The organism is Burkholderia stagnalis (assembly GCF_039848545.1).
Classification (GTDB): domain Bacteria; phylum Pseudomonadota; class Gammaproteobacteria; order Burkholderiales; family Burkholderiaceae; genus Burkholderia; species Burkholderia stagnalis.
On sequence record NZ_CP156686.1, the window covers coordinates 2,951,054 to 2,974,439 of the forward strand.

Annotated in this window: 20 protein-coding genes; 7 read left to right on the plus strand and 13 right to left on the minus strand. The window is 68.8% G+C overall.

The features are described 5' to 3' along the window. Positions 1 to 47: 47 nt before the first annotated feature. From ABFO07_RS29895 to ABFO07_RS29905, 3 genes are read right to left on the minus strand one after another with little or no spacing between them, the layout of a single operon-like run. Positions 48 to 221 carry a hypothetical protein gene (locus ABFO07_RS29895; RefSeq protein WP_167361416.1) on the minus strand — a complete coding sequence of 58 codons (174 nt, stop codon included), beginning with the start codon at positions 219 to 221 and terminating at the stop codon, positions 48 to 50. Continuing rightward, positions 193 to 1,200 carry a cytochrome d ubiquinol oxidase subunit II gene (gene cydB / locus ABFO07_RS29900; RefSeq protein ID WP_059565135.1) on the minus strand — a complete coding sequence of 336 codons (1,008 nt, stop codon included), beginning with the start codon at positions 1,198 to 1,200 and terminating at the stop codon, positions 193 to 195. Before cydB ends, ABFO07_RS29895 begins: the two co-directional genes overlap by 29 nt. Positions 1,201 to 1,232: 32 nt before the next feature. Continuing rightward, the gene (locus tag ABFO07_RS29905; protein ID WP_347469243.1) at positions 1,233 to 2,645 is read right to left on the minus strand and encodes a cytochrome ubiquinol oxidase subunit I; all 1,413 of its coding nucleotides are present in this window, start codon (positions 2,643 to 2,645) and stop codon (positions 1,233 to 1,235) included. Between the two features lie 424 nt (positions 2,646 to 3,069). Here ABFO07_RS29905 and ltaE point away from each other — a divergent pair, with 424 nt between their 5' ends. Continuing rightward, on the plus strand, positions 3,070 to 4,083 hold the full coding sequence (ltaE, locus tag ABFO07_RS29910) for a low-specificity L-threonine aldolase (RefSeq protein ID WP_060148851.1): 1,014 nt from the start codon (positions 3,070 to 3,072) through the stop codon (positions 4,081 to 4,083). 169 nt (positions 4,084 to 4,252) lie between these two features. Here the strand turns inward: ltaE and ABFO07_RS29915 are convergent, their stop codons facing one another. The 5 genes from ABFO07_RS29915 to ABFO07_RS29935 form a co-directional block, all read right to left on the minus strand. After that, positions 4,253 to 5,161 carry an HTH-type transcriptional regulator ArgP gene (locus ABFO07_RS29915; protein ID WP_060148852.1) on the minus strand — a complete coding sequence of 303 codons (909 nt, stop codon included), beginning with the start codon at positions 5,159 to 5,161 and terminating at the stop codon, positions 4,253 to 4,255. Between the two features lie 24 nt (positions 5,162 to 5,185). Continuing rightward, positions 5,186 to 5,623, minus strand: coding sequence for a GFA family protein (locus ABFO07_RS29920; RefSeq protein ID WP_059565139.1), 438 nt, complete (start codon positions 5,621 to 5,623; stop codon positions 5,186 to 5,188). A gap of 203 nt (positions 5,624 to 5,826) precedes the next feature. Next, on the minus strand, positions 5,827 to 7,959 hold the full coding sequence (locus ABFO07_RS29925; RefSeq protein WP_230942220.1) for a hypothetical protein: 2,133 nt from the start codon (positions 7,957 to 7,959) through the stop codon (positions 5,827 to 5,829). A 76-nt stretch (positions 7,960 to 8,035) separates the two neighbouring features. Then, a complete protein-coding gene (locus tag ABFO07_RS29930) occupies positions 8,036 to 8,323 on the minus strand; it encodes a hypothetical protein (protein WP_230942221.1) in 288 nt (95 codons plus the stop codon). A gap of 567 nt (positions 8,324 to 8,890) precedes the next feature. Continuing rightward, entirely contained in the window at positions 8,891 to 9,103 is a 213-nt protein-coding gene (locus ABFO07_RS29935) for a DUF1059 domain-containing protein (protein ID WP_059958103.1), read from the minus strand. Between the two features lie 381 nt (positions 9,104 to 9,484). Between ABFO07_RS29935 and ABFO07_RS29940 the strand changes: the two genes are divergently transcribed. The 3 genes from ABFO07_RS29940 (at position 9,485) to ABFO07_RS29950 (ending at position 12,152) form a co-directional block, all read left to right on the plus strand. Then, positions 9,485 to 10,138: a peroxiredoxin gene (locus tag ABFO07_RS29940; RefSeq protein WP_059801392.1), complete on the plus strand. Its 654-nt coding sequence runs from the start codon at positions 9,485 to 9,487 to the stop codon at positions 10,136 to 10,138. A gap of 136 nt (positions 10,139 to 10,274) precedes the next feature. Next, positions 10,275 to 11,345: a rhodanese-like domain-containing protein gene (locus ABFO07_RS29945; RefSeq protein WP_059801281.1), complete on the plus strand. Its 1,071-nt coding sequence runs from the start codon at positions 10,275 to 10,277 to the stop codon at positions 11,343 to 11,345. 147 nt (positions 11,346 to 11,492) lie between these two features. Beyond that, positions 11,493 to 12,152: a glutathione S-transferase family protein gene (locus ABFO07_RS29950; protein ID WP_347469246.1), complete on the plus strand. Its 660-nt coding sequence runs from the start codon at positions 11,493 to 11,495 to the stop codon at positions 12,150 to 12,152. Positions 12,153 to 12,245: 93 nt separating this feature from the next. Here the strand turns inward: ABFO07_RS29950 and ABFO07_RS29955 are convergent, their stop codons facing one another. Beyond that, positions 12,246 to 12,938 (minus strand): phosphatase PAP2 family protein, encoded by a 693-nt coding sequence (locus tag ABFO07_RS29955; RefSeq protein ID WP_059879409.1) that lies wholly within the window; start codon positions 12,936 to 12,938, stop codon positions 12,246 to 12,248. Between the two features lie 455 nt (positions 12,939 to 13,393). Next, positions 13,394 to 14,617: an MFS transporter gene (locus ABFO07_RS29960; RefSeq protein WP_059801285.1), complete on the minus strand. Its 1,224-nt coding sequence runs from the start codon at positions 14,615 to 14,617 to the stop codon at positions 13,394 to 13,396. Between the two features lie 100 nt (positions 14,618 to 14,717). Between ABFO07_RS29960 and ABFO07_RS29965 the strand changes: the two genes are divergently transcribed. Further along, on the plus strand, positions 14,718 to 15,701 hold the full coding sequence (locus tag ABFO07_RS29965) for a LysR family transcriptional regulator (RefSeq protein ID WP_347469249.1): 984 nt from the start codon (positions 14,718 to 14,720) through the stop codon (positions 15,699 to 15,701). Between the two features lie 348 nt (positions 15,702 to 16,049). On the opposite strand, the gene ABFO07_RS29970 is transcribed toward ABFO07_RS29965, so the two are convergent. The 3 genes from ABFO07_RS29970 to ABFO07_RS29980 form a co-directional block, all read right to left on the minus strand. Then, positions 16,050 to 16,688, minus strand: coding sequence for a 2-hydroxychromene-2-carboxylate isomerase (locus ABFO07_RS29970; RefSeq protein WP_059565162.1), 639 nt, complete (start codon positions 16,686 to 16,688; stop codon positions 16,050 to 16,052). Positions 16,689 to 16,833: 145 nt separating this feature from the next. Further along, positions 16,834 to 17,319 carry an SRPBCC family protein gene (locus ABFO07_RS29975; protein WP_347469251.1) on the minus strand — a complete coding sequence of 162 codons (486 nt, stop codon included), beginning with the start codon at positions 17,317 to 17,319 and terminating at the stop codon, positions 16,834 to 16,836. After that, positions 17,291 to 17,659, minus strand: coding sequence for an ArsR/SmtB family transcription factor (locus ABFO07_RS29980; RefSeq protein WP_347469253.1), 369 nt, complete (start codon positions 17,657 to 17,659; stop codon positions 17,291 to 17,293). The genes ABFO07_RS29975 and ABFO07_RS29980 overlap by 29 nt, the downstream gene beginning before the upstream one ends. 566 nt (positions 17,660 to 18,225) lie before the next feature. Between ABFO07_RS29980 and ABFO07_RS29985 the strand changes: the two genes are divergently transcribed. Both ABFO07_RS29985 and ABFO07_RS29990 read left to right on the plus strand, forming a co-directional pair. Next, on the plus strand, positions 18,226 to 19,233 hold the full coding sequence (locus ABFO07_RS29985; RefSeq protein ID WP_060270227.1) for an FHA domain-containing protein: 1,008 nt from the start codon (positions 18,226 to 18,228) through the stop codon (positions 19,231 to 19,233). Next, a complete protein-coding gene (locus ABFO07_RS29990) occupies positions 19,230 to 23,375 on the plus strand; it encodes a TOMM system kinase/cyclase fusion protein (RefSeq protein ID WP_347469255.1) in 4,146 nt (1,381 codons plus the stop codon). The genes ABFO07_RS29985 and ABFO07_RS29990 overlap by 4 nt, the downstream gene beginning before the upstream one ends. Positions 23,376 to 23,386 lie beyond the last annotated feature (11 nt).

Sequence of the window (23,386 nt, forward strand, 5' to 3'; positions counted from 1 at the left end):
CGCCCGGCAGCCATCGCCGCCGGGCGCCTTCATGTCGGATGTTCAGGTCATTTGACCGCGAACAGCGTCAGGTTCATGAAGATCTTGAACGCATAGCCGAGCGTGACCGCCCCGGCGACGCCGCCTGCCCACAGCAGGACGAACCACATCCAGCCGCGCAGCCGCTGGCGCGGCGCGGGCTGTTGCCCGGTGTCAGTGGTGGTAGTAATGCTGGTCTTCATGGCGCACCTTGCCTCGGAATACCCAGTAACCCATCGTCGTGTAGGCGATGATGATCGGCAGGATAACCGCTGCGCCGACCAGTGTGAAGGTCTGGCTGGAACGCGGCGCGGCCGCTTCCCAGATCGTCATGCTCTGCGGAATCGCGTACGGGAACAGGCTGACGAGCAGGCCGACGTAGCCGAGCAGCACGAGCGCCAGCGCGAGCACGAACGGCGTCATGTCATGCCGGTTGCGCACCGCGCGGTGCATCCACACCGCGCAGGCCGCCACCATGAACGGCACCGGCAGCAGGCGCCAGAACAGCCCCGAATCGAACCAGCGCTGGGCGATCGCCGCATCCTGCAGCGGGGTCCACAGGCTGACGATCGCGATGAAGCCGAGCAGCACGACGGTCAGCGGCCACACGACGCGATGCAGGCGGCGCTGCAGGTCGCCTTCGGTCTTCGCGACGAGCCAGCAGCAGCCGAGCAGCGCGTAGGTGACGACCAGGCCGAGCCCGGTGAGCAGGCTGAACGGCGTGAGCCAGCCGAACGCGTCGCCCGCGAACACGCCGTCCTTCACCGGAATGCCCTGCAGGAACGCGCCGAGCGCGATCCCCTGGAACAGCGTCGCGCCGGCCGAGCCGCCGATGAACGCGAGATCCCACAGCTGCTTGGTGCGGCGCGCCTTCGCGCGGATCTCGAACGACACGCCGCGGAAGATCAGGCAGACCAGCATGAAGATCAGCGGCAGGTACAGCGCGGACAGCACGGTCGAGTAGACGACCGGGAACACCGCGAACAGGCCCGCGCCGCCGAGCACGAGCCACGTTTCGTTGCCGTCCCACACGGGGGCGACGGTGTTCATCATCAGGTCGCGTTCCTTCTCGTCCGGGAAGAACGGGAAGACGATGCCGATGCCGAGGTCGAAACCGTCGAGCACGACGTACATGAAGAGCCCCAATGCGATGATCGCGGCCCAGATTACGGTGACGTCCATGAATATCCTCGTATGCGTAGGGGGTGGGCCGTTCAGACGGTCTCGATCAGCTCGTCGACGGCCGACATCGGGCGGCGCGCGGTGTGGTCGGGGCGCGTGTCGGGCGTGTCGTCATGCTTGACGTCGGGCAGCGCGGGGCCGGCCTTCATCAGCTTGAGCATGTAGTAGACGCCGGTGCCGAACACGAGGAAGTACACGACCACGAACGTCATCATCGAGATGCTGACCTGCTGCGCGGTGAGCGGCGACACCGCATGCGCGGTGCGCATCACGCCGTACACGACCCACGGCTGGCGGCCCGCTTCGGTCGTCACCCAGCCGGCGAGCAGCGACACGAAGCCGGTCGGGCCCATCACGAGCGCGAAGCGCTGGAACCATTTCGATTCATACAGGCGGCCGCGGCGGCGCAGCAGCCATGCGAGCGCGGCGAGGCCGATCATCGCGATGCCGAGGCCGACCATGATCCGGAAGCTCCAGAACACGACCGTCGAGTTCGGCCGGTCTTCCGGCGCGAATTCCTTCAGGCCGCGGATCTCGCCGTCCCAGCTGTGCGTGAGGATCAGGCTGCCGAGGTGCGGCACCTTCACCGCGTAGCGGGTCGTCTCGGCTTCCATGTCCGGGATGCCGAACAGGTTCAGCGGCGTGCCGCCCTTCTCGGTTTCCCACAGCCCTTCGATCGCGGCGATCTTCGCCGGCTGGTGGTTCAGCGTGTTGATGCCGTGCTGGTCGCCGATCAGCGCCTGCACCGGCGCGAGCACCAGCAGCAGCCACAGCGCCATCGAGAACATCTTCTTCACGCCCTTGTCGCGGCGGCCCTTCAGCAGGTGCCACGCGCCGGTCGCGGCAACCACCAGCGCGGCCACGATGAACGCGGCGATCGCCATGTGCAGCAGGCGGTACGGGAACGACGGGTTGAAGATGATCGCGAACCAGTCGGTCGGCACGATGCGGCCGTCGACGATCTCGAAGCCCTGCGGCGTCTGCATCCAGCTGTTCGACGCGAGGATCCAGAAGGTCGAGATCAGCGTGCCGATCGCGACCATCAGCGTCGCGCCGAAGTGCGCGCGCGGGCTCACGCGGTTCCAGCCGAACAGCATGATGCCGAGGAAGCCGGCTTCGAGGAAGAAGGCGGTCATGACCTCGTACATCAGCAGCGGCCCGGTGACCGAGCCGGCGAAGCTCGAGAAGCCGGACCAGTTGGTGCCGAACTGATAGCTCATCACCACGCCGGAGACGACGCCCATCCCGAACGCGACGGCGAAGATCTTCGACCAGAAGAGGCAGAGGGTTTTGTAGTACTGCTTGCCCGTCTTGAGCCAGCGGTATTCGAGCACGGCGATGAAGCTCGCGAGGCCGATGCTGAGCGCCGGGAAGACGATGTGAAAGGAGACGGTGAACGCGAATTGCAGGCGGGCCAGATCGAGGGCCGAAAATGCGGTATCCATACCAGTTGACCGAAGCTGTCGATACCCGCCGGCGGGGCTGCCGGCGGACCCTGGCCGATGACGGTGGCAGGGTTGGCTGGAGTATGGAACGCGATGTTGCGGCGCGAAATGCGCCAACTCGTCGCAGATGTCCAGCCCCCGCGCGGCGCTGTCGCGTTAAATCGTTGATTCGTATCAAGATCGCGAAATGCGCCGTGGCGCGCGGGGCGCGGCGGGCCGCCGCACCTGCGTCAATATGGCGCGTCGCATCATCGGGAACGGCCGGCGGGCCGCGCGATCGTCCCGGCCGGCCGTCCATTTCCGCACATTCGTCCGTCACGCATGCGCGCGCCGCCGGGGCCGGCGTGCGCGCGGTGAATTGCGTACACTCTGGGTCTTGCTTTGGCGGGGCCCGTGCCGGCCCGCGTTTACTCAGGGAACAGCGATGATCGATCTACGCAGCGATACCGTTACACGTCCGAGCCCCGCAATGCTTGCCGCCATGACTGCCGCCGAAGTCGGCGACGACGTGTGGGGCGACGACCCGACCGTGCTGCGCCTGCAGGCGGCAGTCGCCGAGCGCGCCGGCAAGGAGGCCGGCCTGTTCTTTCCGAGCGGCACGCAGAGCAACCTGGCTGCGCTGATGGCGCATTGCGAGCGCGGCGACGAATACATCGTCGGCCAGCTCGCGCACACCTACAAGTACGAAGGCGGCGGCGCGGCGGTGCTCGGCAGCATCCAGCCGCAGCCGATCGAGAACGCGCTCGACGGCTCGCTGCCGATCGACAAGATCGTCGCGGCGATCAAGCCGATCGACAACCATTTCGCGCGCACGCGCCTGCTTGCGCTGGAGAACACGATCGGCGGCCGGGTGCTGCCGACGGGCTATGCGGAGGCGGCCGTCGCGGTCGCGCGCGACCGCGGGCTCGCCACGCATCTCGACGGCGCGCGCGTGTGCAATGCGGCGGTCGCGTCGCGCCGCACGATCGCGGACGTGTGTGCGCCGTTCGACACGGTGTCGATCTGCTTCTCGAAAGGGCTCGGCGCGCCGGTCGGTTCGGTGCTGGTCGGCAGCCGGCCGCTGCTCGAGCGCGCGCACCGCTGGCGCAAGGTGCTCGGCGGCGGGATGCGGCAGGCGGGGATTCTCGCCGCCGCGTGCCTGTATGCGCTCGAGCACAACGTCGAACGGCTCGCGGACGATCACGCGAACGCCGCGCATCTGGCCGAAGGGCTGGCACGCATCGACGAGGTGAAGGTGCTGTCGCATGCGACGAACATGGTGTTCGCGCAATTCCCGGAAGCTGACTGCGTGTCGCTCGAGGCGTGGTTGAAGGAACGCGGGATCCTCACGCAGATGCTCTATGCATCGCGTTTCGTCACGCACTGCGATGTGTCGCGCGCCGACATCGATACGTTCGTCAGCGCGGTCGGCGGGTATTTCGCGCAGCGCCGCGCGTAGCGGGAGCACCACGGAGAACACCGCGGGAACAACGCGGGAACAACGCGGGAACAACGCGGGAACAACGCGGGAACAACGCGGGAACAACGCGGGAACAACGCGGGAACAACGCGGGAACAACGCGGGAACAACGCGGGAACGCGGCGCGCGCAAGCGCAAAGCGGCGGCTTCAGCGCGCAAGCGGCGCGAGCAGCCGCCGCGCCGCCTCGACGACGCGCGCGGACAGCGACGCCATCGCCGGCGACTGCACCGTCCACGCGTGCCAGTACAGCGTGACGTCGGTCGGATGCGCGGGCGCGAGATCGACGAGGCCCTGCGCGTCGAGCGGCGCGTCGCCGAGCAGCGGCGCCGGCACCATCGCGTAGCCGAGCCCGTGCTGCACGGCGGCGAAATGCGCGTGCGTGCCGGGCACGTAGTGGCACGGGTATGCGCCGACGGGCAACCCGAATTTCTCTTCCAGGAACGACGACTGCAGCGTGTCGCGCCGCGAATAGGCGACGACCGGCGCACGGCGCGCGCTGGCGCGGCTGAGCCCGCGCGGGAACCAGCGCGCGGCGAACGCCGACGCGGCCAGCAGCCGGTAGCGCATCGTGCCGAGCGGCGTCGCGACGCAGCCGCGCATCGGCTTCGGTTCGGTCGTCACGCAGCCCACCGCCATCCCGCTTTCGAGCAACGCGAACGTGTGATCCTGGTCTTCGACGATCAGCTCGAACAGGATGCGTTCGCCGGCGAGCACCGACGTCAGCGCGGGCAGGAACCAGGTGCCGAGGCTGTCGGAATTGAGCGCGATCGTGACGGAGATCGGCGATTCGCGCTCGACCGCGAGCGCGCTCTGCAGGTCGGCCTGCAGCAGCGCGACGCGGCGCAGGTGCTGCAGCACGCGCTGCCCCGCAACGGTCGGCCGGCACGGCCGCGTGCGCAGCACGAGCGGCGTGCCGAGGCTCGCTTCCAGCGCGCGCACGCGCTGGGTGACGGCGGACGCGGTCACGTGCAGGCGCACCGCGGCCTGCTCGAAGCTGCCGGTGTCGGCGACGGCCAGCAGCGCGGCGGCCTGCTTCGGATCGATCGTCATCGACATGTCGGCCGGGCCCTGTTCAGGTGTTCACGCGGATGAGACGTGGCGGAACACGACATCCGGTATCCAGTTGCGCTTGCGGCGCGCGAGGCGTTCATCCGTGCTTTCCCCGTCGAACGAACCCGCCGTGGGCGGATCGATGAGCGACGCGTCGACCCCGTCGAATGCGTTGACGTTGACGACCCCGTAGAGCCGGCCGTCCACTTCGCTCGTCACGACCGGCACGACGCCGCACGTCGCGCACACGTGGAACTGCGCGGTGCCCGTGCCGAACGCATACGTGCCGACCCGCGCCGGGTCTTTCACGGTGATTTCCAGCGCGCCGGACGGGCAGGACGTCCAGGTGCCGCCATGCTTGCGGCAAAACGAACAGGTGCAGGAACGCGCCGCGATGCGCGGCGCGGCCTCGCGCCAGTCGAGCGCGAAAGAAAGGTTGCCGCAGTGACAGCTTCCCGAGGTGATCATCGACAGGCTCCTTGGCTGGGGCGCCGGATTCCGGCTGAAAGCGAAGCGCGATTGTTTCACAGATTCGCGCATGGCCCAACGACGCTGCCCGGCCCCAGCCCCAGCCCCAGCCCGCGATCCGCGATCCGCAGACAAAAAAACGCCCGCCTTGCGGCGGGCGTCGTCAACTCGCGCCTCCGAGCGCGGTCATGCCTTTCGGCAAGCTATTGCCAGACCGGTGCCGGCGTAATCAACGTCGTATAGGCGGTGGCCGGAAGCAGCGTGATCGTGGAGTTGCTCTGGCCGCCATACGTCTCATGCACGGTGCCGAACGTCACGCCGGTGATCGGCACCACGACCGACTGCCCGTCGGTGCGCGACGCGCTGAGCGTGATCGACACGCCGGGCTTCAGCGTGGCCGCCACGTTCGACGAGTTGAACACCAGCCGCTGCCGGCCGAGCGTGCCCGAGTCGGACAGGTACGGACTGCGGATCGGCAGGCCCTTGTAGAACTTGTTGTACTTCGTGAGCACCGCGTTCAGCAGGTCACCGGCCAGCGAACTCGTCCCGCTGTAACTGCGCAGGTTCGACTGATGGAACATCAGCGGCCGGACGTCGTACGTGAGCAGGTAGCTCACCAGCGTATCGGACACCTTGTCCAGCACCTGCGTGTAGTTCAGGTCGAAGCCCCAGCGTGTCGGGTCGATGCCGTTCGCGCCATAGAAGTAGTTGTACTCGGCGACCCATTCCGCCGGCTGCGACACGTTGTAGAACAGCGCGGTCGCGTAGCGCGGGATCTCGAAGATGTTCTGGTTCACGCAGTTGAACTTGCCCGCGTTGAACGGCGGCAGCGGCCATATGACGCCGTTGTTGTTGGTCGGGCAATTCGGCGTGCCGACCGGCGGCGTCGGCTTCGACGAATCGGACACGAGTGTCGTCACGCCGAACGACCGGAGCGCACCGAGCGTCGTCGCGTTGTACAGCCCGGAAATCTCCGGCGTGACGATGACGGTCTTGTTGTACTTCTCGAACCCGAACGACTGGGCGACGGCGTGGTTGCTCTGCAACTCGGTCGTGACCTGCGCGGCCGTCGTCGTGAACGGCGGATCGAGCAGCGCATGGTCGTACGTGTGCGTGATCCACTTGAACTCGAACTCGTTCGCGTTGGTCTCGGTGGTCAGCGTATCGGTGCCGGTGGCCGGGTAGTTGCCGAGACCGCCGAAATCCGTGCTGAAGCCCGAACCGTTGAACGCCATCGTGAACTTCAGCGCGCCCGCGTTCGCCGTATTGGCGTTGACGGTGTCCTGCCAGTTCATCGCGTTGTCGAAGTCGGTGCCGACCATCCGGTATTCGCATGCGGTCGTGCCGGTGCTCGGGTTGACCGATCCGGGCGGGCTGCCGAGCGGGCACTGGCCGGGAGGGCTCGTGTTGGTCGTCTTGCCGGTCCGCACGTCGTACCACAGGCCGGTCAGGTCGGACTGCGCATACGGGTAGATTTCGTCCGGAATGCCGAGGTCGTCGAATTGCGGATCCATGTACGTGTGCCGGACGCCGACGAACAGCCCGCGCGTGACCCAGTTGACGATGCCGTACGACAGCGTCAGCGAGTGCATCAGGAACGGGTTGTTGTCGAACGACACCGCCATGATCTCGCGCGACGTGCTGTCGCCCGCGAGCGGCGTGGTATTGCCGAACAGGCAGGTCGACGCGACCGAATAGGTGACGCCGGTCGACGCCGTGCCCTGGATCTGCGTCGTCGTGGTCGTGCCGGCCGGCAGCGGGCTCGCCGGCGACATGAAGTAGGTCCACGCGTTCTGCACGACCAGCGGATTGGCGGTGGTCGAGCCGGCGTTCATGTACGGGAACAGCGTCTTGCCGGTCGTCGTCAGCGTCGTGTTGAGCGGCGACGCGGTCGTATCGCGGTAGCCGACGTACTGCATGCAGCCCGTGTCGCCCGGCCACGTGTAGACGCTCGCGAGCCGCACGTTGTACTTGAACTGGTAGCGCGCGAGCGTCGTGGCCAGCGCGTTCGCGCCGAACGGGTTCATGTAGCGCGCGTCGCTGACCGGCATGATGATGCCTTGATACATCGCATGGTTGCCGGTTTCGAGCGGCGGCAGCGTCGGGTTGTTCGTGTCGTAGCTGTAGATGGTGTACGGCACGCCCAGGCGGTCGAGGATCGTCTGCGTCGCCTGCAGTTCAGGGGTGTTGCCGGCCTGCTGGCTGGCGAGCACCAGCACCTTCAGGTCGATCAGCGCATCCAGCGGGACGGCCTGCGCGACCTGCGCCGCGGCACAGAGTCCGGCGGCGGCCAGCCCGCGCGCCAATGGCCCGGGGGAGCGGAATAACGTTCGCATTGCACTCATGGCAAACCTCACGCATCGGTAATCGAAATGACTGAATCCTTCCCCGACAATGACTTCCGCGTGATGCCTATAGTTGTTGCGGCTTGAACTTGCCTGCGTTCTTCACTTCGCTCGGATGCGGGCCGGACGGCAGCGTCTCGAACTTGGCCGGTATGTTCCCTTTGGAGGGCAGCGAGCCGTGGCCCGTTTGACGTTTCGGGCCGGCGAAGGCCGCCTGCGAACCGAGTGCGGCGACTGTGACGACGGCTGCACAAAGACCGGTCAGCACGGCGCTCCATACGCGCAGCGACCCATGGGTTCCTCGCACTTTCATGGCTTCCTCCTGAAACGACTCGCGTTGTTCGACGCGTTGCAAAAACGACCATCCGCCAGGTGGCCTGCCCGGCGCATCGCGCCGGCAGCGGCCCCCGGATTCGTCGGGTTCGGCGAAACGGATCTCCCTTGCAGGCCTGCGGCCTGTTCTGACGCGGCATACGCGATGCCGCCCGGTTGCAGCCAGCGTGACCGGGACGGCGTGTTTATGCCGGCGTCACCTGCGTGCGAACCTGTTCCAGGAGGTAAGCGAGCAACGTGCCAAATGCGATAACATGATGATTCAATTGGGGAATTTCATTTCTCGCGACGGCTGCTGCGGCACAACGCGGAAAAAACGTTTCACGCGTGATCCACGCGCGAAAGCGAGGGCCTGTGGCATCGCTCACGCGCCGTATGCGGCGGGCGCGGCGGGCGTCGCCGGGCCGCGCGCGAACGTGCGCGTTACATGGGCGTATCGTTGCGCGCGCATCGGTTCGGGACGGTGCGCGTCGGCATTGCGCGCGACAGTCGCCGGCCGGCGGGGGATGCCGGCGCGGCGGGGAGCGATCGGAAGGCGGAAAGGGGAGATCTGCGGCGGACAGTCAGCCGGCGCGGCGCGGATGCCTGCTCACGCGCTGCGGGGCGCGTCGGCGGGCGGCGTGCCGTCGCGGAACAGCGCCTTCAGTTGCGTGCGCAATTCGGGCGAGTCGGTGTGCTGGTGCACCGTGACCGCATGCTGGACGGCGGCCTCCAGCAGTTCGCCGTCGGAATCGGCCGAAATCGCGACCGAACAGTTCATGTCGCTGGGAAACTCGCGGCAATCGATGTAGCGGCGGGCCATGATGGTCTCCTCACAGGAAAGGAAACGGCCGGACGCGCGGCGCGCGCCGGGGTGTCGATGCAAAAAGTATAGGCGGTGCGATGCGGCCGTCCCACGCCCGCCGCGCGCCATGCCCGCGGCGAACTGCCGGCCGTGGCGCGCGCAATTTGACCTACGCTATAAGCGCGCGGGGCACGGCGCGTGCCGGCCGGTGTCCCGTGTCAGGACGATTGCGCGGCGCGCCGCGCGCGGGCCGCGTGCCCGCCCGCCGGCGCGCCGATCCGCCCCGTGGCCACGGGGCGGGCCTCGCGGCGATCGTCACACCCACGTTCGACGAATCAGGGCGCGGCCGCGCCGACCGCGGCGCGGGCGTCATGAGGGTTCCATGTCATGGAGGACGAAATGTCGATTCGACTAGGAGAAGAAGCCCCCGATTTCACCGCGGAGACGACCGAGGGCACGATCCGCTTTCACGAGTGGATCGGCGACCACTGGGCGATCCTGTTCTCGCATCCGAAGGACTTCACGCCGGTGTGCACGACCGAACTCGGCTACATGGCCGGGCTCAAGCCGGAATTCGACAAGCGCAATACGAAGATCATCGGGCTCTCCGTCGACCCCGTCAGCGATCACCAGCGGTGGGTGAAGGACATCGAGGAGACGCAGGGGCACGCGATCAACTATCCGATGATCGGCGACGACAACCTGGTGGTCGCGAAGCTGTACGACATGATCCATCCGAACGCGGGCGGCGGGCCGCGCACCGCGGTCGACAACGCGACGGTGCGCTCGGTGTTCATCATCGGGCCGGACAAGAAGGTCAAGGCGATGCTGGTGTACCCGATGAGCGCGGGCCGCAATTTCGACGAGGTGATGCGCCTGCTCGATTCGCTGCAGTTGAACGCGCAGCACACGGTGGCGACGCCGGTGAACTGGCGGCCGGGCGACGATGTCATCATTCCGACGTCGGTGTCCGACGACGATGCGAAGAAGAAGTATCCGCAGGGCTTCAGGACGCTGAAGCCGTACCTGCGGTACGTCACGCAGCCGCGCTGACGCGGCGCGCGACGGCATGACGGGGGCGCGAATCGGCCGGGCCGGCAAGGCGGCGGCCGATTCGCGCGGGCGAGGATAGGCGGGGCGGCGCGAGGCGCGCGCGCCGGGCATGGACAGGCGGCGGAGCGGCATCGTGATGATCTTCAGGCAACTCTTCGATCCACAATCGTCTACCTATACGTATCTGCTCGCCGATCGCGCATCGCGCGAAGCGCTGCTGATCGATCCGGTGTTCGAGCAGGTGCGGCGCGACGCGGCGCTGCTCGACGAACTCGACCTGCGGCTGGTCATGACCATCGATACGCACGTGCACGCCGACCACGTGACGGGCGCGTGGCTGCTGAAGCAGCGCACCGGCAGCGCGATCGGCTTTTCCGCGGCGAGCGGCGCGCAAGGGGCGGACCGCTATCTGCGCGACGGCGACCAGTGCGCGTTCGGCGGCCGCTACCTGACCGTGCGCGCGACGCCGGGCCACACCAACGGCTGCATCAGCCTCGTGCTCGACGACGAATCGATGGCGTTCACCGGCGACTGCCTGCTGATCCGCGGCACCGGGCGCACCGATTTCCAGCAGGGCGACCCGCGCGCGATGTATCGCGCGGTGCACGGCCGGATCTTCACGCTGCCGCAGGCGTGCCTGCTGTATCCGGCGCACGACTATCGCGGGCTGACCGTGACGAGCGTCGGCGAGGAGCGGCGCTTCAACCCGCGCCTCGGCGGCGATCTCAGCGAGGACGATTTCGCCGGCTACATGACGAACCTCGGGCTGCCGCACCCGCGCCAGATCGACGTCGCGGTGCCGGCGAACCTGCAGTGCGGTTTCGCGGCGAGCGCGCCCGAGCAGCAGGCCGAGCCCGGCTGGGCGCCGCTCGTCTATACGTTCGCGGGTTTCTGGGAAATCGATCCGCAATGGCTCGAGGATCACCTGCACGCGGTGCAGGTCGTCGACGTGCGCGAGAGCGCCGAATTCACCGGGCCGCTCGGGCACATTCCGGACGCGACGCTGATCCCGCTCGGCGAACTCGCCGCGCGCGCGGGTGAACTCGCGCGCGAGCGGCCGATCGTGACCGTGTGCCGGGCCGGCGGACGGTCCGCGCAGGCGACCGTGATCCTGCGTCAGGCGGGCTTCGACGCGGTCGCGAATCTCGGCGGCGGCATGCTGCGCTGGCGGGCCGACGGGCGCACGGTCGTGAACGGGCGGCTGTAGCCGGGTACGCGCGTGCGCCGGAAATCCTGATCGCCGGATGTCGATTCCGGCCTGTGTCGTTCGTCGTCGTATTGACCGGCCGATGTGCGCCGCATGTCGCGGCGCGCAGGCGCGGCCGGTATGACCCTACCTGAAAGAGGAGCGCCGATGCTGCCGACCCTGTATGCCCATCCTTTCTCGTCGTATTGCCAGAAGGTGCTGACCGCGCTGTACGAAAACGGCACGCCGTTCGACTATCGCCTGTTGGCGCACGACGACCCGGCGCCGATGCGCGAACTCGCCGCGCTGTGGCCGATGAAGCGCTTTCCGGTGCTGGTCGATGCGGGCCGCACGATCATCGAGGCGACGATCATCATCGAGTATCTCGGGCTGAACCATCCGGGGCCCGTCCGGCTGCTGCCCGACGATCCGCACGCGGCGCTGGAGGTCCGGATGATGGATCGCTTCTTCGACAACTACGTGTCGACGCCGCAGCAGAAGATCGTGCTCGACGCGCTGCGCCCGCAGGCGGAACGCGACGCGCGCGGCGTCGCCGATGCGCGCGCGATGCTCGACACCGCATATGCGTGGCTCGACGCCCGGATGGCGGAGCGCGAATGGGCGGCCGGCGCGCGCTTCAGCCTCGCCGATTGCGGCGCGGCGCCGTTCCTGTTCTATGCGGACTGGACCCATCGCATCGATCCGTCGTTCTCGCATGTGATCGCGTACCGGCAGCGCCTGCTGGCGCGGCCGTCGTTTGCGCGCGCGGTGGACGAGGCGCGGCCGTATCGCGCGTTCTTTCCGCTCGGCGCACCCGATCGCGATTGACGGGCAGGCCGGCGTCCGCGCGGCGGGATGCCGGCGCGCACGCCCGGCAGCGCGCGCGGGTTCGGCGTGACAGCAGCAGCGGCAGCATGCCGGTCACAGCGCGTGCGATGCCGAGCGCGCGAGCGTCAGCAGTTCGTCGAACTGCGTGATCAGCTCGAAGCACAGCAGGAACGCGAGCGTATAGGCGGGCGCGGGAAAGCGCTGGATGCCGTGCATCACGGCCGGCGCGAAGCGCGTGCGGATCGCATCGCGCGTCATCAGCCAGGTGATCGCGATGCCGATCGCGGCGCCGCCGAGCAGGTCGGTCGGATAGTGAAAGCCGAGATACGCGCGCGGCAGGCAGATGAACACGGCCGTGTACAGCAGCGCAAGCACGCCGAGGCGGCGCGACATCAGGAAGATGCCGGTCGCGACCGCCATCCACAGCATCGCGTGGTCGCTCGGAAACGAACTCCAGGTCCGCAGGGTCGCCTCGCGCAATTCCGCCGACGGAAAGTGCAGGTGCAGATCGGGGTTGTAGATCGGGCGCAGGCGGAACGGCAGGGTCTTCGCGAGCAGCCGGCCCGTGGCGAGCGCGAGCAGGCCGCTCGCGACGGTCGCGACGATCATCTCGCGCTGCCGTTCGCGATGCGGGCCGGGCTGGAACCAGAGCCAGCACAGTATCGGAACGAGCACGAAGCCCTTGAACGTATACAGGCCCGCGATGACGCGGATCGCATGGTTCAGCAGCGGGCTGAGCGTGATCTGGGTGAGGTGGAGCTGGATCGTGGTGTCGAAGTCGTTCATGGTCTGCGGCCCCGGCGGACGTGCAGCGCATGACATGGCGGCCGGCGGGACTCAAGGCGCGCTCGGGCTGCAGCGCAACGGGGGGCAAGTATGTCCACCCGGAATTTCAAAGAAAATGGGAAAAAATACCGGGAATCCCCTGATAAAACGGGTCGCGCGACATGGGGCCGGATGCGTGCGGGCCGTCCGGCGTGGTGTTCGCGGATAAGGCGGTGTGCGGCGCTACCGCAGCCGTGGAAATGCCAAAAATATTTGGGTGAACTGGACAATCGGATCGATTGGTCTGCGCATTGCATCGGATGAACGCATGCGGCAAGCGGGGCGCGTGAACCTGGCGCGCGGCGCGCGCGCTCGTGTTTGCGCTCGTACCGATCGAAAATGAAAAGAAAAGACGGGCAAGCGCGAGGCGCTTGCCCGTCCGGGCGCATTTTATCGACGCGTCGTGCGTCGACCGATCAGCGCCGCCAGATCCGCACGGCGAGCGCGGCGAGCGACGTCGTGACGGCGAGCCCGAGCACCGCGGTCCAGCCCAGTTGCGCGAGCAGCTGGCTGCCGATCGCGGCGCCGGCCGCCATGCCGATGAACATGCCGACGAACAGCACTGCATTCAGGCGGCTGCGCGACGCCGGATCGATCCGGTACACGATCGACTGGTGCGCGATCAGCGTCGCCTGCACGCCGAGGTCGAAGCCGATCGTGCCCGCCGCGAGCAGGCCGAGCTGCGCATGCGTCGACAGCAGCGGCGCGAATGCCATCGCCGCGAACGACAGCGTCGCGATGCCGATGCCGAGCCGCGTGACCCATTCCGGCCCATGACGGTCGGCCAGGCGGCCCGCGATCGGCGCGGCGAGCGCGCCGGCCGCACCGGCGAGGCCGAACGCGCCGGCGGCGGCGCTGCCGAGATGGAACGGCGCGCCATGCAGCATCAGCGCGAGCGTCGACCAGAAAGCGCTGAAGCCGACCGACAGCACGCCTTGCGCGAGCGCCGCGCGCCGCAGCGCCGGATGACGGCGCCACAGTTCGCCGAGCGAGCCGATCAGCGCGCGATACGACAGGCGCGTGGTCGGTTCGAAGCGCGGCAGGCCGCGCGCGGCGACGGCGCCGATCGCGGCGACGCTCGCGGCGGCGATCACGAACATCGCGCGCCAGCCGACGTTCTCGGCGATGAAGCCGGCGACCACCCGCGACAGCAGGATGCCCATCAGCAGGCCCGTCATCACCGTGCCGACCATCCGGCCGCGATGCGCGTCGTGCGCGAGCGTCGCCGCGGCCGGCACGACGTCCTGCGCCATCGTCGCGGACAGGCCGATCGCGAAGCTCGCGGCCAGCAGCAGGCCGATCGACGGCGCGGCGGCGGCGAGCAGCAGCGCGCCGACCAGCGCGGCGGCCTTGATCAGGATCACGCGGCGGCGGTCGAAGCGGTCGCCGAGCGGCGCGAGCAGCAGGATGCCGAGCGCGTAGCCGAGCTGCGTGAGCGTCGGCACGAAGCCGACCGCGCGGGCGCCCGCGCCGAGATCCGGGCCGAGCACGCCGAGCATCGGCTGGCTGTAGTAGAGCGGGGCGACCGCGAGGCCGGCCGCCGCGGCGAGCAGCAGCACGAGTCCGCGGCCGAGCGGTGCGGCGTGGTGCGGGGTAAGCGGCGGGCGGGCCGCGGTATCGAGGTTCGTCGGGGTGGACATGATCGGGTCCTTCGTCAGGTGAGGAGATGGACGCGAGTGTGCCGACAGGCTGGATGCGACGGTAGTACCGTGCCGTGCAGATTTGTTATACGCTAGACGTATGAACGAAAAAAGCCCAGAAAATACCGCTGCTCAAGGCCTTGAGCGCCATCGCACCGATCCGGTGGAGGGCGCCGGGTATCGTTTCGAGCTGATGGAAACCTTCGTGCGCATAGTCGAATCGGGCAGCCTGTCCGCGGCGGCCGCGCAGTTGAACACGACCCAGCCGACGATCAGCCGCCGGCTGCAGGCGCTCGAGCGCTCGCTCGGCGTGCGGCTGCTGCAGCGGACGACGCACACGATGCGGCTCACCGTCGACGGCGAGCGCTGCTTCAAGCGCGCGAAGGAGCTGCTGGCGAGCTGGGCGGCGTTCGAAGCCGACCTGCGCGGCGCGCAGGAGGAGCCCGAAGGGCTGCTGCGGGTGGCGGTGCCGCACGCATTCGGGCAGGAGCGTTTCGTCGGGCCGCTCGCGCGCTTTCTCGCCGACTACCCGCGCGTGTCGGTCGAATGGCTGCTGCAGGACGAAGTGCGGGATTTCATCGGCAGCGGCATCGATTGCGCGATCCAGGTCGGCGAGCCGACCGATCCCGGCGTGGTCGCGATCCGGCTGTCGAAGGTGCCGCGCTTCGTGGTGGCCGCGCCGTCGGTGCTGAACGGTGCGCCGGTGCCCGCCGAGCCCGACGCGCTGGCCGCGTTGCCGTGGCTGTCGCTGCGCACGTATTACCGCAACGAGCTGGCGCTGCGCCATGCGGTGACCGGCGAGACGCGCCGCATCGCGATTCGCCCGCGCATCAGCACCGCGAACCTGTATGCGCTGCGCAGCGCGGCGCTGCTGGGCGTCGGCGCCTGCGTCGGCTCGTCGTGGATGCTCGCGGACGCGCTGGCGCAAGGGCGTCTCGTCCATCTCGCGCCGCAGTGGGAGGCCGCGCCGCTGCCCGTCTACCTGACCTATCCGCACGCGCAGTTCTATCCGTCGCGGCTCGTGCGGTTCATCGCGATGATGCGGGAGGCGGTGCCGGGGCTGGTCGACGGGCACGCGCTCTGATGCCGGCGCGTGGCGACCGGCAATCGGCGACCGGCGACCGGCGACCGGCAACCGGCAATCGGCAATCGGCGACCGGCAATCGGCGACCGGCAATCGGCAATCGGCAATCGGCAATCGGCGACCGGCGACCGGCAACCGGCAACCGGCAACCGGCAACCGGCAACCGGCAACCGGCAACCGGCAACCGGCAATCGGCGACCGGCGACCGGCGACCGGCGACCGGCGACCGGCGACCGGCGACCGGCGACCGGCGACCGGCAACCGGCAACCGGCAACCGGCAACCGGCAACCGGCAACCGGCAACCGGCAACCGGCAACCGGCAACCGGCAACCGCCCGGCCGGCGGGATCAGCCGCGCCAGATTCCTTCCGGCAGCGCGCTGATGCGCTGGACTTCGGGCGAGTCGAGCCACGCGCGCGAGGCGACGCAGTCGACGAACATCGCGGTCGCATCCTCGCCCCAGAACAGCTCGCCGCTCCATTCGAACGTCGGCACGCCGAACACGCCGTGCGCGATCGCCTGGTCGGTGTAGGCGCGCAGCGTGTCCTTCACGGCCGGCGCATCGACGGCGTTCACGCCGTCCGGAAAGCCGACGGCATCGCAGAGCGCGGCGAAGCCTTCCGGCGACGCGACGTCGTGTCCGTCGCGCCAGATGTGCCGGAAGATGCGCCGGATCACGTCGAGTGAGCCGCCCATCGCGATCGCGAGGCGCAGCGGCCGGATCGGATTGAACGGATGCGCGGGCGGCATCCGGAACGGGATGCCGAGCTTGTCGGCGCGGTACTGCGCGTGGCGATAGATGAACACGCGCTTGGCCGCGATCTCGGCCGGCGCCTTTTGTCCCCAGTGCGCGAGCAGCGCGCCGAGCACGACCGGGCGCGGTTCGAGCGCGAGCGTCGGCGGCAGCGCGTCGAACTGTTCCTGCTGCAGGTAGGCAAACGGCGAAACGAAATCGAAATACCACGTGGCGGTGGTCGCGGTGCTCATCGCGAGGGTCCTCTGGTGCATGTCCGGGGCAGGCGCCGCCCATGGCGGCGCGAATGCGGGGCAGTGTCGCATGCGTGCGCGTTTTGCGCAGCACAAGTCGTGCGGCGCATCGCGACGCCCGGCGTCGCGCCCCGGGCGTGCGCGGTCAGTCGAGCGTGCCGGCCAGCTCGTCGAGTTGCGTGATGCAGGTATTCCAGCCGTCGAAGAAGCCGAGTTGTTCGTGGCGCTCGCGCGTCGCGACGTCCGGATGCATCACGCGGGCTTCGTAGCGGCAGCCTGCGTCATCGTCGCGCATCGTGATCACGGCCGTGAACCCGAGCCACGGCGTGTGCGGCCGCCAGCCGCCGGTGAGCATCGACGTGAACACGATGCGCGACTCGGGCACGATCTCGAGGAAGCAGCCCGGGTTGTCGCTGGTGCCGCCTTCGGGGCCGCGCATGAACGTGTGGAACGCGCCGCCGGGCCGCAGCTCGAACGCGCGCACTTCGGTGGTCCACGGCTTCGGGCACCACCATTGCTTCAGCAGTTCGGGGGCGGTCCACGCCAGCCACAACGCGCCGCGCGGCGCGCGCAGCAAGCGGGAAATGACGAGGTCGCTGGCTTCAGCGGGTTCGGCGGGGTGGGCTGACATCGGCGTGCTCCTCTGCATGACGGCGTTCGACGAATTCGACCATGCGGTCGGACCGGGCTTCCCACGTCGCGCGCTGCGCGGCGAGCCACTGCTCCGCTTCCGACAGCCGGCCGCCGACCAGCGCACAGGTGCGCGCGCGCCCGGTCTTGCGGGTCCGGACGAGGCCGCTGCGCTCGAGCACCGCGACGTGCTTCATGAAGGACGGCAGCGCCATCGAGAACGGCGCCGCCAGCACGGAAACGGTCTGCTCGCCGCGGCCGAGCGCGCTGACGATCGCGCAGCGCGTCGGGTCGGACAGCGCATGGAATACGTCGCTGATGCCGGGGTTAAAGTTAGCCATGCGGCTAAATATAGGTCGCGGACGGGCGGATCGCCAGGTTTCGGTATGCCGCAATGAGTGGGGTAATGCCGTCCGACAAAATGACGGCGATGATTATATGAATTGCCGAAATTATTTAATTCAATTTGCGCGTGCATGACGGATTGCTGTGGCGGAAATTGTTTCTCATATCGGGCCTGTCATTATTGCCAGCCAGCGTGGCTGCGGGAGGCTGTCCAGCGTCGCGCCTGGAGAAGATTCTTCGACCCTTTATTTATCACCGGAAAATCGGCTGCAAATGTAAAGCATTGCAATATCCGGTTTCGGATTGCGCATTCCGGTTGCGATGCATGAGTTTATTTGGCAGGATTTTCATCAAGTTGCTAGGTTTAAAAACAACAAAACGGTGAACCATTCAATTGGCTGAAATAGCGCGCCGGATGGGCAACGATTCAACAGATAGCTGACGAAAACAGGTAACGAGGCGGCGAACAGGCGACATTGTTCGCGATCAGTGAATCAATCGCTTGCCCGGCTGCGTCGATGCGTCACTCGAGCGATCCGGGCGGAACCGAAACGGGGCGGCCATGGCGATACTCAGGAACGATTCTTCTGGAGAAGCGTGTCTGCTCCGCGCGTATCACGTGTTCGGCCGCGATCCCGCGCGCTGCGACACGGTCATCCGGGATGCGTCGGTGTCCCGCGTCCATGCCCATATCCGCTGGATCGGCGGGCGGTGGGAACTGCACGATCACAGCAGCAACGGCACGACGGTATCGGGCACGCCGTTGCGCGACGGCGAACATGCGGTGCTGCAACGAGGCGACGTGATCCGGTTCGGCCGGGCGGGCGTCGCGCCGTGGCGCGTCGACACGCTCGACGATCCGGCCGATACGCTGTGGCCGATCCGCGGCGCCGCGCATCCGATCGTGCTCGCGCCGCGCCAGATCCTGCCCGCGCACGCCGCGCGGCCGGTCACGATCGTCCGGTCGCCGGCCGGCGAATGGTTGTGCGACGACACGCTGCCGCCGCGCACGCTGCGTGACGGCGATGAAGTGTCGACCGGCGAGCTCACCTGGCGCCTGGCGCTCGTGCGCAGCGGCTCGACGATGATGCTCGCGTCGCCCGCCGATCCCGCCGCGCCGGCGCAATTGCTCGAATTCCGCGTCAGCCAGAACGAAGAGCACGTACGCATGCTGCTGCATATACGCGGCGGCGTGGTCGACCTCGGCGAGCGCGCGCATCACTACAGCCTCGTCACGCTTGCCCGGGCGCGCTCCGCCGACATGCAGGCCGGCTACGACGCCGCCACGCAAGGCTGGGTCGAGCTCGACCGGCTGGCGCGCATGCTCGGCATCGACGCCTCCCACGTCAACGTGCAGATCCACCGCGCGCGGGCCCAGTTCGCGGCCCTGCCGGGGCTCGACGCGAGCCAGCTCGTCGAACGCCGGCGCGGCAGCGTCCGCTTCGGCGATTTTCCGTTCCGCGTCATGCGCGGCGAGCACCTCGAATGCCAGTCGGTGCCGCGCGTCGAACCGCGTATCGGCGGCGTGCAGCGTCGGGCGCCGGGCCCGGTCGTCCAATACTCATCATGAACGCGGGAGAAACGGCCGTGTTGCCGACCGCGTTGCGCGCGCCCGTCGTGCCGCAGATGCCCGAATCGCGGCCGCCCGCCGTGCTGCCCGTCGCGCCGCCCGCTGCGCCGCCCGTCGCCGCCGCCGCGCCGTTCGCGGAGCTCGTCGGCAAGCGGCGCTACCGCCTCGGCCCGCTGCTCGGCGAAGGCGGCAACGGCGTGGTGTTTCGCGCCACCTGCGGCGACACGGGGCGGGACGTCGCCATCAAGCTGATGCGGGACGATGCCGCGCGGGCCACGGCGGAACGCGCGCGCCGGCGTGCGCGCTTTCAGCATGAGACGCATCTGTGCGAAGCGCTGCGGCACCCCAACATCGTGGCCTTGCTGGACAAGGGCGAAGCGCCCGACGGGCGGCTGTTCGCCGTATTCGAGTTCGTGGAGGGCCGGACCTTGCGCGACTGGCTCGCGGCGCAGGGGCCGCTGTCGGCCGTCGACACGGGCCGGCTGATGACGGAGGTGCTCGACGCGCTCGCGGCCGCGCATCGGCGCGGCATCGTGCATCGGGATCTGAAGCCGCAGAACATCATGATCGCGATGGCCGATGGCGAGCCGCACGCGAAGCTGCTCGATTTCGGCATCGGCGAGTTGCTGCCGGGTACGGAAGACCTTGCACGGCAGGCGTCGACGCAGGCAACCGAAGTGCTCGGCTCGCCGCAATATTGCGCGCCCGAGCAGTTGCGCAACGAGGCGCCGACGCCCAGAAGCGACCTGTATGCGTGGGGCCTGGTCGTGATCGAATGCCTGACGGGCGATGTCGTGATGCACGGCGCAAGCGTGGCCGACATTCTCCATCAGCACCTGAGCCCGGTGGATATCGCGCTGCCGCCGTCGATCGCGTCGCATCCGCTCGGCTCGGTACTGCGGCGTGCGTTGAACAAGAATCCGGCGCAGCGCGCCGCGTCGGCCGACGAACTCGCGGTGCAGTTTCGCGCGCTCAACTTCGCCGCGCTGGTCGGCCAGTTCGATGCCAGCCGCGCCAGCCGGCCGGCGCGCCCGCACCCGTTCGCGCCGCGCGGCGAAATGGCTGGAATGGCTGGAATGGCTGGAATGGCCGGGACGGCCGCAACGGCTGGCGAGTATCGGCAGATCACCACGCTGTGCTGTTCCGTCACGCTCGCCGGAGCGGGCACGCAGCGGCATGCCGGAACCGATCACGGCGACCTGCTCGACGGCTACGAGGCGCAATGGCTGACGAAGTGCGCCGACATCGCCGTCGGTTATGGCGCGCAGGTCGGGGGCCGGCTCGGCGATACGCTGCTGTTCCACTTCGGCCTGCAAGGCGACATCGACCGGCCCGCGCGCCGGGCGGCGCGCGCGGCGCTCGACATGGTGCGGGTCGCCGAGCGGGCGCGGCTGCCGGCGCCGACGGCTGTCGGCAGCCACGCGCGTGACGAAGGCTGGCGCGTCGAAGTGGCCGCCGCGATTCACGTCGGGCAGGTTCTCGCGCACGCGTCGCGCATGTCGGACCTGACTGGCGTGTCGATGCCCGCCGCGGCGTCGCGGCTGATGCGTCTTGCCGGGCCGGGGCAGATTCTGATCAGCGACGATGCGCGGCTCGCGCTCGAACGGCATGCCGACACTCGGCCGACCTCGCTGCGGCTGGCGCGCGCGGGCCTCGTGCCGCAGCCCGTCCACGAACTGCTCGGCGAGCGCCGCGCCGATACGCCGTTCGATTCGCTCGACGCCAGCATGACCGCGCCGATGGTGGGCCGCGCCCGCGAACTCGATGCGCTGCTGCGCGCGTGGCAGGACGTGCTTGCACGACATCGTCGCGACGCGCGCGGCGAGCGGGCGCCGCGCGGCATGCCGCGGCTCGTCGTCGGCGAGGCGGGCATCGGCAAGTCGCGCCTCGTGCACGAGCTGTGCGAGGCGGTCCGCACCCAGGGCCATGCGTTCGCGCATTGCGGGTGCCTGCCCGAGCGGGAGAACCATGCGCTGTTCCCGATCCTGCGGTTCATCGGCGCGCATTGGCACATCGACGCCGATCGCCCGGCCGGTCTCGCGCTCGCGGCGATCGACGCGATGATCGCGCCGCTCGAATGCGATCATGCGGCGGCCCGCGTCGCGCTCGCGACGTGGCTCGGGTTGCCTTGCGATGCGAAGGGGTTCCTGTGGTCGAGCGCGCGCGAACAGCACGCGTTGTTCGATGTCCTCGAGCAGCTGATCGTGTCGCTCGGCAACGGCGCGCCGGTGCTGCTGGTCGTCGACGACGTCCAGTGGATCGACCGCTCGACGGAGGATTTTCTTGCGTACCTGCGGCGCTCGCCGCGCGCGGCGGCCATCGGCATCGTGCTCACGTCGCGGCCCGACAAGCTCGATCGCTGGCGCGGTGCGGCCGAGCGCCTCGCGCTGCGCCGCCTGTCGCGCGACGATGCGCAGCACCTCGTGTCGGCGTTTCTCGGCGAACGGGCGCTCGATCCGGCCTGGCTCGGCCAGCTCGCGCACCGCACGGCAGGCATCCCGCTGTTCATCGAGGCCGTTGCGCGCGAGCTCGTCACGAGCGGTACGGCGACGGGCGCGGACGGTTCGCCGGCGGGGCCGCGCGCAACGGACCCTGATCCGCTTCCGGTCAGCCTCGGCGGCATGCTCGGCCTCGCGTTCGACCGGATCGACGGCGCGCGCGATACCGCGCAGCTCGCCGCGACGATCGGGCTCGAGGTGGATGCGCAACTGCTGGCCGACGCGTCGCCGCACGATCGGGCCACGCTCGACGCGCATCTGCGGCTCCTGCTCGAAGAGCGGATCGTGTATGCGCAGCACCGGCGCGATCGCGTGTTCTATTCGTTCCGCCACGCGTTGATTCGCGACGCGGCCTATGAATCGATGCCGCCCGCCGTGCGGCGCGGCAATCATGCGCGCGTCGGCGGAGCGCTGGCCGCGGAAGCCGATCGCGGGAGCGGTGCGCATGCGTTCGGCGTTGCCGGGCACTTCGCGCGCGCGGGTGCTTTCGCCGACGCGATCGCCCACGGCATCGACGCGGCGCGCCGCGCACTCGAACGTTCCCGGTACGACGATGCGATCCGCTACGGGCAGGCCGTGTTCGACTGGCTCGCCAACGCCGACTACGCGCAACGCGAGCACGACAGCGCGCGCATCCGCGCCACGCTGACGCACGCGACGATGGCGCGCTTCGGCTGGGCCGATCCGCAGGTGCGCGAGCATGCGGAGCAGCTCCTGCGGCAAGTGCAGACGCTCGACGACCAGGAGCTTGCGATCAGCGCGCTCTGGACGCTGTCGACCTGCTACCACGTCGCCGGCGACCGCCCCACCGTGCGCGGGATCTGCACGCGGCTCGACGCGCTCGCCGCCGAGCGCGGCGATGCCGGCGTGCAGGTCGCGGCGGACGCGATGCGCGGCATGAGCCTGTGGGTCGACGGGCACTATGCGCGCGCGCGGGCGGCGTTCGACGCCGTGCTGGCCGGCTACGACGTGCGACGCGACGCGGGCCATCGGCGCATCCTCGGGCTCGATACGCGCGCGTGGACGATGGCGTCGCTCGCGAGCGTGCGCTGGTGCATCGACGACGATCCGCGGGCGTCGCTCGCGATCGCGCACGAGGCCGTGCACTGCGCGACCTGCCTCGATCATCTGCCGACGCTCGGCGTCACGATGATGTACCTCGCGCGCATGCACCAGCTGGCCGGCGACCGCGACGCGGCCGCCGCCACGTCGGAGGCGATTCTGCGCCTGTCGGATGCGCACCGGCTGCGCGCGGTCGAGCATTACGCCGCGATCATTCACGCGTGGACGCAAGGGGATCGCGCGGGCATCGTCGCGCACCTCGATGCGCAGCGGCAATCGGGCGGGCTGCTCGGCCTGACCTACTACGCATCGCTGCTCGCCGAGCTGGATGCCGGGCGCGGCGATTTCGCCGCGGCGCTCGCGCAGATCGGGCAATGCCTCGCATGGTGCGAGTCGACCGGCGAACGGTATTACGAAGCCCAACTGCTGCTGAAGCGGTGCGAGTACGTGCGCCAGGCCGATCCGCGACGCGGCGGCGAGGCCGCGCTGGCCGCGTGCCGGCGCGCATTCGGAATTGCAACGGCGGCGGGCATGACCGGCATCGTCACGCGCGCCGAAGCGATGTTGCATGCGTTGTCGTAAGTGGTTCCATT